We start from the raw sequence: 12,632 nt of genomic DNA, 5'->3' as shown, positions 1-12,632 counted from the left end.
CCTTACTAAAAGAACGACATTTGCTCTGGCTCAGGTTCTTTATGTAAAGCCTCTTGAGCAGCGCGATTTTTGTCATCAATAAATGGTTCTAGTGGTACACCTGTAGCCTTCAATAAATCTGGCAAGCTATTAACGCCCTTAGCTTTAGCCGCCTCTAATACAACCTTAGCACATGTTTCCGCATCATCTAATGCGTAGTGATGTTTAAACTCAACCCCGATATATGCGGCCATCGTATTTAGCTTATGGTTTACTAAATCTGGCCATACTGCACGTGAAAGTTTCACCGTACATGCATAATCAAGATCAGGCCAAGGGATTTTATAGTAATCCAGTGTAGCACGCAATACATTCATATCGAATTTTGCATTGTGAGCTACCATGATATTCCCTTTTAAGTGATTTTCGTAGATAGCATTCCACAATTGATCAAATGTTTTCTCGTGGATAACATCCTTTGGTTGAATGCCATGAATTTCAATACATTCATCATCGAAGCTCATAAATGGTGGTTTAATAAGGCTGTATGCCTTTTTTATAATCTGTCCATCCTTTACGGTAATAACCGCCAAGGAGCACGCACTATTTTTAAATTTATTAGCTGTTTCAAAGTCTAATGCAACAAAATCTAACATAGGACTCCTTTCAAATCTATATGTTTCAAAATTTATATATAAGAATTATATTCATTTTCTCCATTTATTATAGCATGAAACAGTCTATAATCTACTATTCAAGGGTGACTAATAGTCACCGCTTTCACATCAATTTTAATTGACAGATGGGCCCTCTGTATGTGAAAATTATTTAGATATATATGTAGTATGGAGGTTGCAACATGGCAGATGACAGATTAATCGTTGCCCTTGACGTATCCACGATGGATGCTGTAAAAGAAATCGTATTATCCCTCGGTGATTCGGTTAGCTTTTACAAGGTCGGAATGGAGCTATTCTACGCCGAAGGAGCAAAAACAATTCGCTTTTTACAAGAGCAAAACAAACAAATATTTCTTGATTTGAAATTGCACGACATTCCAAACACCGTAGCCCATGGAGTTTCTTCCTTAACACGTCTCGGCGCTAGTTTAATCACTTTGCATGGTCAAGGTGGCCCTGTCATGATGAAAGCCGCTGTAGAGGCAGCTCGTGAAAGCGGTGAAACACTAGGCGTTGAGCGACCAAAATTATTGGCTATCACTGCTCTAACTAGTTTCGACGATGAATCTTGGACTGCTATCGGTGGCCAACTACCTATTTCCGACCAAGTAATTCGCCTTGCTAAGCTCGCTAAAGAATGTGGTATGGATGGCGTTGTATGCTCCGCCTTAGAAGCTAAGATGATCCGTGAAGCATGTGGTGATGATTTCCTCATCGTAACACCTGGTATTCGTCCTTCCTTTGCAACAACAGACGACCAAAAACGCGTTGCTACTCCTGCTAGCGCATTACAAGATGGCGCATCTCGCCTCGTTATTGGCCGTCCTATTACACAAGCTGAAAATCCTCGTGAAGCAGTTCGTTTAATTATTGAAGAAATGGAGAATGTATCCAAATGATGACAGAACAAGAAGTAAAACAATTATTGATCGACACTCAAGCTATTTTAGAAGGTCACTTCCTTTTGACATCTGGACTCCACAGCCCAATGTACGTTGAAAAATTCAATGTATTACAACATCCAAAATATACAGAAGCACTTTGTAAAGAATTAGCTGAACGCTTCCGTGATCAAAACGTTGAGCTTGTTATTGGCCCTATGACTGGTGGCATCTTACTAGCTCACGAAGTGGGTAAAGCACTTGGCACACGTGCGATTTTCACAGAACGCGAAAAAGGTGTTATGACATTGCGCCGTGGCTTTAAAATTGAGCCAGGCACACGCGTACTTATCGTTGAAGACATCGTAACTACTGGTGGTTCTGTACAAGAAGTAGTAAATGTTGTAAACCAAGCCGGTGGTGAAATCGTAGGTGTAGGTTTGCTTGTTAACCGCTCTGGTGGTAAAGCAGAATTCGGCGTACCTCACGAAAAAGTACAAGCATTGCTTAACCTCGAAGTTCCTACATATAAACAGGAAGAATGCCCTCTTTGTAAAGATGGCGTAGCTATGACAGAACGTGGTTCTAAACACATTAAATAAAATTATAAACAGATACAAAAAGAGCTCCTTCACTGAGGAGCTCTTTTTGTTTGTGTGTAGTTATTGTGTGTAAGAGAGAGATTCTGATACGAATGTATCACGTAGAGTGTATGGCTCTACGGTGGCCATGAATGCACTTTCATGACCACGCACTCTAAAAGTGTTGTGAGAGAAAAAAGTCAATAAAATACTATTGATTTTGAGTAGTCTGTGGTGCACCTTGTTCCACAGGTGGTTGAGGCGCATTACCATTTGGTTGTCCCCCTTGAGGCATTTGGTCAGGTTGACCTTGTTGCCCTATTTGACCTTGCGGAGACATTTGACTATTTTGATACATATGTTGACCATTATTTGGCCCCATACCATCTTGAGGTATCATTTGGTTTTGACAATTTTGGTACATATGTTGACCATTATTTGGCCCCATACCATCTTGAGGCATCATTTGATTATTTCCATCCATCATATGTTGGTCCATATGCATATTAGAACCATCATGTCTATGTGGTTTTCTAAACTGTTGTTCATTGGTTTTCATCCATTCACCAAAATTTGGTAAATCATTTACAGCAAAGGATGTACCTACCCCTACAGCACTGATTACAGTTAGAATGGCAGCAATTATAATTCGTCTCATAGGTCCTCCTTAATCTACATTGCTGAAATAACGTTCGCGTACACCACGAAGTTCAATACCAATAAAGATACATGTAAGGCCCCCAAAGAGACCTACACCACCAAGTGCAACTAAAGTTACCAATGATAATGCAGGAAATGCCGTTACATTCTCGAATGGTTGCCAAGAGCTACCTAATAAATACAGGAATGCCGGCGTAATAATAAATATAAGAACCCCCACAATATATGATAAACCACTACCTATGGATAGTAAGGTTTTAGATGCTTTTTTAGCCATTCCTGGTAACTGCGGCAATAAACGCTCTTTGTAGTCATCAAATCTAGCATAAATTTCTTGCATATTTACAGATTTACTGTCACCACCATCTTGGCCTAATGTATCTGTAATAATGCCTGCATCTACATAAGATGTATAGATTTCCTCTGGAGTTCCCAAAGATTTAATAATTTCACTATCTGTAAGACCTTTTTCATAGCCTACAGCAAAGTGCTCTTCATAAACCTCTATAATACTCTCTACATCAGCAACGCGCGCCTTTTTGAATATATTGCGCAGTGCTTCTAAAAAGCTATTTTTGTCCATTATAGTCGACTCCTTTCAACAGGATATTGATGACACCAGAAAATTCATCCCATTCTTGGCGCATCTGATTGTATGCTGTACGGCCATCTGCCGTGATGTGATAATATTTTCGAGATGGTCCTGTAGAGGACTCCTTCAAATAGGTCTCAACATACTTTTCTTTCTTTAATCTATTAAATAATGGATATATCGTTCCTTCCGAAATTTCAATATATTCGGAAATGGTGCTTACGATTTCATATCCATAGCGATCACTTTGTGTTAATAATGCTAGCACAAGCATATCCATAACACCTTTTTTTAATTGAACTTGCATAGTTCCTCCCTTTAGGTTATGCCTACCTGCCAATGTGAAAGCTCTCTTACGGTCACTATCATGTACTGACAAATACATAATAACACAAGGTACCTCGTATTACAAGGTACCTTGTTAAAAATATATTTTACAAAATATAAACCCACGATCTTAACAACCTATAAACACTGATAATATCTGCTTTTATAAGGCAAAAACTATCTTAATTTTTTTCTAATTTTACTAATGTTACCCTATATGTATCGCACATACTTCGGCTACAACATAAAAATCCCCATCCAACGGATGAGGATTTTTCATTGATTTTAAAATAATCTATTTACTCTAACATCAGCTATTTATTTTGAAGTTGCTTGACCTAATTTAAGCTGTGTGCTCTTCATTTTGCCATTATGAGTATAAGATACCAAAACAGTATCACCAGGGCTCTTAGCGTCAATTTGCTCTTTTAATTCTAACAATGTGCTAATATCTTTACCATCAACTTGAGCAATTGTATCGCCTTCCACTAAGCCAGCCTGTGCAGCAGGACCATTCGCATCAAGTTGAACAATAAGAAGACCTTCCCCTTCATAACTTACATTGTTACGCGCTGCGGTTTGACGATCCACAGCCCATACACCAATATAAGGGCGTACAACCTTACCATTTTTAATAATATAGTCTACAACGGTCATAGCGGAATTAATAGGAATGGCAAATCCCATACCTTCCACACCTTCTTTAGAAATCTTAGAACTATTAATGCCAATTAACTCTCCATCCGCATTGATGAGAGCACCACCGGAGTTACCTGGATTGATAGCTGCATCGGTTTGGATCAAGGGGAAGCGTTGTCCTTGATCATCAATAGTACGAGCTAACGCACTAATTACACCAGATGTAACAGAGCCTTTAAACTCTAGACCTAATGGATTACCAATAGCAATAGCAGGTTCTCCTACTTGTAAAGAATCAGAATCACCAATTTTTATGGGTTGAATATTCTTCGGTGGATTGATTTTAACAACAGCTAAGTCTGTTTGAGCATCTGTACCGATTACGGTACCTGTTACTGTTGAACCATCAGATAAAGATACTGTAACTTCTCCATTCTTTGCTCCAGCTACAACGTGGTTATTTGTTACAATATGACCTTCATTGTCAATCAATACACCAGAGCCTACACCCTCTCCAGCATAGATGGTACGGTTAAAAATATCCTTTTGGAAAACTTGAGTGGTAATTCCCACTACAGCTGGGCCAGATTCTTTTGCCGCTTGAACTACGTATGTATTACGTGTATCTGTAATAGGTTTCGTTTGTTTAGTTTGCTCCTTCACAGTTGTTTGATGTGTAACAGGATTACCAAAGAAATAGTATCCACCACCTACACCAATACTAAGAGCTAGCACACAGGCAATAATTGATTTCTTATATTTTGAAAAATTCATGCATATCTCCTTATATCATCTCTTAATGATTTCTTAGTGTTATATTTCTTATCATATAAACTGCCAATCGCAATCGAATACACACTGTAACAACAATGTAATATAGCAGTATATATCTACTTTCACCAAAATCAATTTTATAAAATCAATTTTTGATGAACCTATTATAGTACGCAAGACAGCACATTGCAAGATAACAATTTATTACATCTATTATAAAAATATAATTTCTATAAATAATATGTATCTTGTAATATGTTAAGAGCAAATCTAATTTCAAGGCGATTCAACTATAGAGAAATTACATAAAGACATATCTATATAAAAATGTACCATATAAAACATAAAGGGCATTCGCTAGCCGTCGCTAGGAATGCCCTTTATGCATATAGTTTGAGAGTGTAAGGACTGTTGAGAGAGAGTATATATGACCCAGAAAAGTTTGAGAGAGAACTTATTAAGAGAGAGAAGTTTAGTTGTACTTTTCTGGAATCAAACTTCAGCCTTACTAGAATTAGTATACATTGTATATCTAAATTATCAAAGTAACATTATAAAATATTGTTAAAACTTTGATTATATCTATATAATAACCCTCTATAAATTCATAATTAATCAACAGCCACGAATAACGTGAATATAGTATGAATATCCTTTTCAGTTATCAAACAAATTTATAACCCACGCCCCATACTGTAATAATGTGTTTACTATCAGATGGATTATCTTCAATTTCTTCACGTAAACGGTTGATATGTACAGCTACTGTTGCATAATCACCATAGGAATCTAACCCCCAAACGCGAGAGTATAATTCTTCTTTACTGAATACGATATCACGATTACGCATTAAGAATTCTAATAACTGGAATTCTTTCTTTTTAAGGTGAACTTCTTTTTCGTTTACCCAAACTTTCATCATCTTAGGATCAAGACGGATTTCTCCAGATTGAATCGCATTGGTTTCCATAGCATCACGCTCTGTTAAACGCTTATATTGTGCTAACATAGCTTTGATTTTTGCAATCAATACAGATGGCGAGAATGGTTTTTCAATGTAGTCATCAGCGCCTACACCTAGACCACGGATTTTATCAATATCATCAAGTCGAGCTGTTACCATAACAATTGGTACACGAACCTTGTCTCGAATTTGGCGGCAAACTTCAAAACCATCCATTTCTGGCAACATAACATCAAGGATAATAAGGTCTACAGGAGTATTTAAGGCAGCCTCAATACCTTCAGTACCATTAGTCATAATAGTTACATCATAACCTGCCACCATCAAATAATCACGCTCAATATTGGCGATATCCAAATCGTCTTCAATAATTAAGATATGTTCACTCATGATTCTTCTCCTTGTTTAGGAAATTCTAATATAATACGTAGACCATGTGGTCTTACATTTTCAATCACAACTCGGCCTTCAAAGATTTCCATAATTCGACGAATAATCGATAATCCCAGACCACTACCTTCTTGTGGGTTCGTACGAGATGAATCTACACGGTAGAATGGACGCATTAGACGTTCTAAAGATTCTGGTGGTACCCCTGGACCATCATCACTGATAACACAGTATACAAAATCATCATCACTAGTTACATCAATAACACAATGACCGACATCGGATATTTTATACTTAGCACTATTGTTCAACACATTTTGTAAAACCCGCTGTAACAATTGTGGGTTTGCATTAATGAAAGCATTTTCCGCTGCTATACGGAATTTAATTTCTAGACCTCTTGTTTGATAAGGAGCCAAATGATCTTCTACAAAATCACGTACATATTGACCGAGTTCAATTCGTTCAGATGGACGGGACTCTTTTTTATAATTTAAAGTTGTAATGAGGAATAACTCCTCTAACATCGAATCTAAATCATTAGCTCGTTTTAAAATAATTCCCATGTAGCGTTTTTGTTGTTCTTCTGTTGGTGCTATACCATCGCGAACACCTTCTGCGTACGCTTTAATAGCTGTTAACGGCGTTCGAATATCATGGGATATCCCTGCTAGTAACTCTTTTTGTTGCTCCTGTTCCATTTCAATCTGGCGATTGGCCATTTCTAAGGACTTTGTCATATTCTTAACATGAATCATGATAAAGCGTGTAACAAATCGGTTAATAGCAAAGAACGTAACAATAAAGAGTAATATAGCCACTACAATAATATAGAAGGAAACTGTTTCCATTAAGCTATCACTACCATGAGTAGCGCGCTTTATAGCAATATGATATACGTAAGCATGTCGCCCATCGTATTTCCGCATTTCATATACGAACGTATTATTGGACTGATATACAATACCTTGTAATTCAGGGTTTACATCAATAAGACCAACAATAGCAGAAGCACTATAGATTTGAGGATTACCATAGCTGTACACCATATTACCTTGATCTAGTACCTCTACATATACTTCCTTCGGATCAAGTAGACTATAGCTAGGCTTTACTAAGCTATCTATTAAGTTGTTTTCTAAACCATAAAAGGTAATTGTTTCAGTGATTCGACTGACACTTTTAAACTGTTGTTCCTGCTCAATACGCAAATAGTAACCGGCATTAGCCAATATGCGCAGACCTGTAAAGTATAACAAAAATAAGATAATTGCTATCAAAATAGGCACTACAAAGAGCACAACATTGGATATCCAAATCCGTATTTGTAAATTCACAGGGTTACCTCAATATCATAAATATTAGATACTTCTTATAGTTTACGCTATTTTTAATACTTAAAGCAAGTATATTAATCAAAAAAATAATATAGCTTTCATTTATTATTCATTATTAGTTTATAATTAATAGTTGGTATACAACCACGGAAAGCCTTATTTTACCTAATATCCTCCAACATTCAATATAATTTACACGTATCCGTGTGGATCGCACAAATGTATTACAAGTATTTTTTTGGACATAAAATACAAGTATTTATATCTCTCCGGATAATAATCTCTATATTTTTTATAAAATCTCTAAATATAAAAATGTCATATCTGAAAAAATAAATTTCTTTCTATCATTTACTTACGCTAATCTTATGATGACTATTAAATGATTACTATTAACACAAAAAAAGAGGATTCCTAAGGAATCCTCTTTTAATATTTGGATTAACGACGATTTGCATCGAAGAAGTTAATAGCAACTTCTGGGAACATAGCGTAAGTCAATACGTCTTCGTCAGTGATACCATTGTAGCCTTTGGAAGCTAAATCTTGACGGTAACCTTCCAATTCAGGTTCGATAAGATCTGCTGGACGGCAAGTGATTGGTTCTTCATCACCAATGATAGTGTGACGAATTTCGTCAGAAATTTTACCAGGCAACGCACCATATTTACCGCGTACAAGGTCTTTAACTTCGTTAGGAACCATTTTGTAACGGTCGCCCATCATAACGTTCATCATAGCCATTGTACCAACGATTTGGGATGTTGGAGTTACCAATGGAGGGTAACCCAAGTCTTCACGAACGCGTGGCTTTTCATCCATAACGTCGAAGAAGCGATCGCCCATACCCATTTCGTTCAATTGGTTTTGAGTATTGGACAACATACCGCCAGGAATTTGGTAACGACGAACAGCTGGGATTACATCGCTAGCTGGTTTCAAGTTGAATTCTTCAGCGATTTGTTGTTTTACTTTACGGAAGTGGTCAACTAATGGAATGTATTTATCAAGGTCAAGACCAAGATCCCATTCAGTACCTTTGAACATTTCGATCATAGTTTCAGTAGCTGGTTGGCTAGTTGCATGAGCGAATGGAGAGATAGCAGTATCGATGATATCTACGCCAGCTTTAGCAGCTTCCCAGTATGTAGTGCTTGCAAGACCGCAAGTGAAATGGCTGTGCAAGTCGATTGGCAATTCACCAAAACGTTTTTTGAATGTGGAAACCAAATCATATGCATCAGCAGGTCCTAACAAACCGGACATATCTTTGATACAAAAGGAATCAGTACCCATTTCTACCAATGTTTCAGCTACTTTCAAGAAGCTTTCAGTTGTATGAACTGGAGAAATAGTGTATACCATTGCGGATTGAACGTGTGCGCCTGCTTTTTTGGAATATTTAATAGCAGCTTCCATGTTACGAGGGTCGTTCAATGCGTCGAAAATACGGATACGGTCAATACCATTTTTTACAGCAGCTTTACAGAATGCTTCCACTACATCATCAGAGTAATGTTTGTAGCCCAACAAGTTTTGGCCACGAAGTAACATTTGTAGTGGTGTATTTTTTACATTAGCTTTTAATTTGCGAAGGCGTTCCCATGGATCTTCATTCAAGAAACGAAGACAGCTATCATAAGTAGCGCCGCCCCAACATTCAAGAGCTTCATAACCAATTTCATCTAAAAGGCCAAGCACTGGTTCCATTTGTTCATAACGCATGCGTGTTGCCAAAATAGATTGATGACCGTCACGAAGAACGGTTTCGCAGATTCTTAATTTTTTAGCCATGTTAATCCTCCAAATCGAAATAGTTTTGTGTATGTAATTTTATACATCCACCACACAACTATCTCATACCTATTTTTTTACGATTTTTGTAGAACTTGCTCACACAGGCAAATACTCTACAAATCGTTAAGACATACTTATATTAGACTACTTATAGAATTCTTTGTCAACAACCACATTATGCAATTTACTCATGATTTCATGTATTCTTTTATGATTTTTTCGTGATGGAACTCACAATAAAGTGCTAAAAAGCTAGAGTTTAACGTGTATTTTTAATCAAATCCTCTTCTTATTAATTGCTCTTTTTAATGAGAAACAAAAAATTATTTCGTAATAATTTTTAGTTATTATTTATCAGCTTTCAAAGTATATCGGTATTTATAAATCTAGTAATTCGACAATCATCGGTACATTTATAACATTATCAATTTTATTGATAATAACCCCCGTATTTCTACATTTTATAAATATACAAAAGAACCTACCTTTTATAGGTAGATTCTTTTACTAAATGCTCTTTATCATATTATTTTTCAGGTTTTACCTTTTTAGGTGCTGTTTCAAGAACAATATTTTTACCATCTCTTTTTACTTGGATAGAGAAGTCCCCTTCCCCTTCTTTAAAGTATTCCATCTTAATGTCGAGCAACATTTTACCAATTAATGTTTCTACCTTATCTGTAAGGAATTCACGATAAAATGCATCTTCCTTTTGTTTTGGACTTTGATGTACTACAGGTTTCTTTGCAGAACGTTCCATATCTAGCATAGTATCTTCAAAATTTTCAGTATCTTTAAAGTTTTTCATCATATCCGCATCGGATAAACCTTTTTGAATTTTAAACTTTGCCATGTTTATCTCCTATCAATTCGAAAATCGCCTTTTTCACGCGTACTGAGTCAATACCAGACATACAATATTGATCAGGCTTAGGACAACGTCGTTTACGACAACCTAAGCAATCTAACTCATCATTAACAAGAACCTTAAAGTTTCCCGTTAATGGACCCCACAGTTTAGGATCCGTAGGGCCAAATAATGCTACTACTGGTTTATTTAAAGCCAATGCAATATGTAATGATCCTGTATCAGCAGTCACTACTACATCGCAACTTTCAATTAAAGCCCCTACCTCTTGAAGTGTAGTTTTCCCCAGCATATTTAGCATAATTTTATCAAGGCCATCAACTGTTAAGGAATCCATCAATGGTTTGTATTGAGTAGCCTCCTTTGGACCACCTAAACAAACAAAATTAGCTCGATACTGAAGGGATTTAATAAGAGAATACCATTTCTCTTGAGGCCACTCTTTCGTCGCCCAGGACGTGCCTAACACAAGACCTACGCGTAGTGGCTTTTCTACTTCGCTACGCTCCAAAAATGTGTCATAACTAATTGATTTCCACTGTTCTTCTGCCCAAACATGCAAATTAGGTGGCACAAAAAAGTCCATGTGGTATAGCTTTTTACCAGTTACCCCATTTGTTATACAAGGTTTTACATTATCCTCAGAAACAGCACTGGATACATTTAGGTCACTATGCTCTGTAACGGCAGTATTCAGTAATTCTGCTACCTCTATATATCGCTTGATAACATGATCCGTACTTGGCTTTGCTTTGTAGTTTGTAAACAGCCAATTTAGTTCTTTTGTACCACCAAGGCCAAGGCGAATAGGTGCACCTGATGCTAATAAAACGAGCCCTGTTATGAGTCGCCCTTGTACATCGACAGCCACATCAAATTTATATGGTTCCAACTTATCTCTAAGTTCCCACCACATGCGCCACATCGTTGGAATATGTAGTTTTTTAGAATGTGCTTCGTATTCATCCCGTTCCCATGGAATGATTTCATCTACATAGGGATTGTTCTTTAAAAGTTCTACCATACTAGGTGTTACAATCCAATGGAGCTTTGCCTCTGAATAGTGTTCTTTAATCCAGCGTGCTGCAGGTGTAGCATGTAGTATATCGCCTATGTAGCTGAGTCGTACAAATAATATATTCATATATATCCTTTTAGTACAAACTAGTATAGGAATAAAGCCTTTATAATGAATCATTATAAAGGCTTTGTCTTAAGATTTCTTTTTACTATCACTAGAAGATTTAGAAGATGTATCATCTTCTGTTACCTTCGTAGTTTCGTCACTACCATCCTTAATGATAGTTTTTACATCAGACAATGTTAATTCATTGAATGTTGTTGGATGATTGTATTTATAAACTGGTTTGAAGCCTACACCGAGTTTACCAGTGTAAACAGTTAAGGCATTGTTATCCTCATCAACACGAGCAATATAGATAGTTTTATCCATATCAACACCGATTAAGCGGAATCGTCCTGGTGGGTTGATAACACGCCAACCACCTTCAATACCATTAAACATGAAGATATCCCCAGTCTTGGCATTATCATAGAAGAATCTATCTTCATCATAGAATACGCCAATATGACCAATATCTGTAGCTTGCATATAAACGCGACGCGTATCATAGTTAGCATCAGTACGATAAATGCGATATGCGTGTTCTTGAACCTTTACCTTCATGTAAACAACGTTTGTCGCTTCAGAATACGCAGCATCTACGATTTTACTGTTACGAGGCAAATCTTCAAGTTTAGTATCTACTTCATGTTCAGGATCATCCGCATTGAGACGAGCCATAACAACCTCTCTAGAATCATATAGCCCCATGATAGCATAGTTACGGTCAGGCATCCAGCTGAAGTAACTAATAGAACGGCCCTTCAAATCAATCGTTGTAGGCTTGCTTTCATTAGCCTTATAAATTTTTAAAGAGCTTTCAGTAACAACCGCCATGAACTGACGGTCATAAGATACATATTTAGTTCCTTCCTTTACATCAGGAAAGTTCTTAGTATCATCCTTTGAAGCACCAGCCACATTAAAATCCGTAGTCGGTGCAAACATATATTGATCAAGGTATAGGTACACCCCACCTTGCAGAAGAATACCTACCGCAAAGGCGCTCAGTACACGCGTAAAAGGTTTCATGTGTCCTC

13 protein-coding genes are annotated in these 12,632 nt (G+C 36.9%); 2 read left to right on the top strand and 11 right to left on the bottom strand.

Annotated elements, in window-relative coordinates:
* Positions 1 to 5 precede the first annotated feature (5 nt).
* Positions 6 to 635: a 3'-5' exonuclease gene (locus EL171_RS01915; protein ID WP_005387936.1), complete on the bottom strand. Its 630-nt coding sequence runs from the start codon at positions 633 to 635 to the stop codon at positions 6 to 8.
* A gap of 203 nt (positions 636 to 838) precedes the next feature.
* Between EL171_RS01915 and pyrF the strand changes: the two genes are divergently transcribed.
* Both pyrF and pyrE read left to right on the top strand, forming a co-directional pair.
* Positions 839 to 1,558, top strand: a complete 720-nt coding sequence (gene pyrF, locus EL171_RS01910; RefSeq protein WP_005387935.1) for an orotidine-5'-phosphate decarboxylase — start codon at positions 839 to 841, stop codon at positions 1,556 to 1,558.
* The gene (gene pyrE / locus EL171_RS01905; protein ID WP_005387934.1) at positions 1,555 to 2,142 is read left to right on the top strand and encodes an orotate phosphoribosyltransferase; all 588 of its coding nucleotides are present in this window, start codon (positions 1,555 to 1,557) and stop codon (positions 2,140 to 2,142) included. The genes pyrF and pyrE overlap by 4 nt, the downstream gene beginning before the upstream one ends.
* A gap of 190 nt (positions 2,143 to 2,332) precedes the next feature.
* Here the strand turns inward: pyrE and EL171_RS01900 are convergent, their stop codons facing one another.
* The 10 genes from EL171_RS01900 to EL171_RS01855 all read right to left on the bottom strand — a co-directional run bounded on the left by EL171_RS01900 (position 2,333) and on the right by EL171_RS01855 (position 12,624).
* Entirely contained in the window at positions 2,333 to 2,779 is a 447-nt protein-coding gene (locus tag EL171_RS01900) for a hypothetical protein (RefSeq protein ID WP_005387933.1), read from the bottom strand.
* A 9-nt stretch (positions 2,780 to 2,788) separates the two neighbouring features.
* The gene (locus tag EL171_RS01895; RefSeq protein ID WP_005387932.1) at positions 2,789 to 3,364 is read right to left on the bottom strand and encodes a DUF1700 domain-containing protein; all 576 of its coding nucleotides are present in this window, start codon (positions 3,362 to 3,364) and stop codon (positions 2,789 to 2,791) included.
* Positions 3,351 to 3,680, bottom strand: coding sequence for a PadR family transcriptional regulator (locus EL171_RS01890; protein ID WP_039969609.1), 330 nt, complete (start codon positions 3,678 to 3,680; stop codon positions 3,351 to 3,353). Before EL171_RS01890 ends, EL171_RS01895 begins: the two co-directional genes overlap by 14 nt.
* Positions 3,681 to 4,018: 338 nt before the next feature.
* Positions 4,019 to 5,113, bottom strand: coding sequence for a S1C family serine protease (locus tag EL171_RS01885; protein ID WP_005387929.1), 1,095 nt, complete (start codon positions 5,111 to 5,113; stop codon positions 4,019 to 4,021).
* Between the two features lie 664 nt (positions 5,114 to 5,777).
* A complete protein-coding gene (locus EL171_RS01880) occupies positions 5,778 to 6,467 on the bottom strand; it encodes a response regulator transcription factor (protein WP_005387927.1) in 690 nt (229 codons plus the stop codon).
* Positions 6,464 to 7,804 (bottom strand): sensor histidine kinase, encoded by a 1,341-nt coding sequence (locus tag EL171_RS01875; protein WP_005387922.1) that lies wholly within the window; start codon positions 7,802 to 7,804, stop codon positions 6,464 to 6,466. The genes EL171_RS01880 and EL171_RS01875 overlap by 4 nt, the downstream gene beginning before the upstream one ends.
* Positions 7,805 to 8,245: 441 nt before the next feature.
* Positions 8,246 to 9,598 carry a pyruvate carboxylase subunit B gene (locus tag EL171_RS01870; RefSeq protein WP_126413434.1) on the bottom strand — a complete coding sequence of 451 codons (1,353 nt, stop codon included), beginning with the start codon at positions 9,596 to 9,598 and terminating at the stop codon, positions 8,246 to 8,248.
* A 529-nt stretch (positions 9,599 to 10,127) separates the two neighbouring features.
* Positions 10,128 to 10,454 carry a hypothetical protein gene (locus tag EL171_RS01865; protein WP_005387920.1) on the bottom strand — a complete coding sequence of 109 codons (327 nt, stop codon included), beginning with the start codon at positions 10,452 to 10,454 and terminating at the stop codon, positions 10,128 to 10,130.
* Positions 10,441 to 11,613 (bottom strand): glycosyltransferase family 9 protein, encoded by a 1,173-nt coding sequence (locus EL171_RS01860; protein ID WP_039969605.1) that lies wholly within the window; start codon positions 11,611 to 11,613, stop codon positions 10,441 to 10,443. Before EL171_RS01860 ends, EL171_RS01865 begins: the two co-directional genes overlap by 14 nt.
* Before the next feature lie 69 nt (positions 11,614 to 11,682).
* A complete protein-coding gene (locus tag EL171_RS01855; protein ID WP_005387918.1) occupies positions 11,683 to 12,624 on the bottom strand; it encodes a hypothetical protein in 942 nt (313 codons plus the stop codon).
* Positions 12,625 to 12,632: the final 8 nt, after the last annotated feature.

Origin of the sequence: Veillonella dispar (genome assembly GCF_900637515.1) — a bacterium.
GTDB classification, from domain to species: Bacteria; Bacillota; Negativicutes; order Veillonellales; family Veillonellaceae; genus Veillonella; species Veillonella dispar.
Note: the sequence above shows the minus strand (reverse complement) of the source record. Positions and strands in the feature narration are given on the sequence as shown.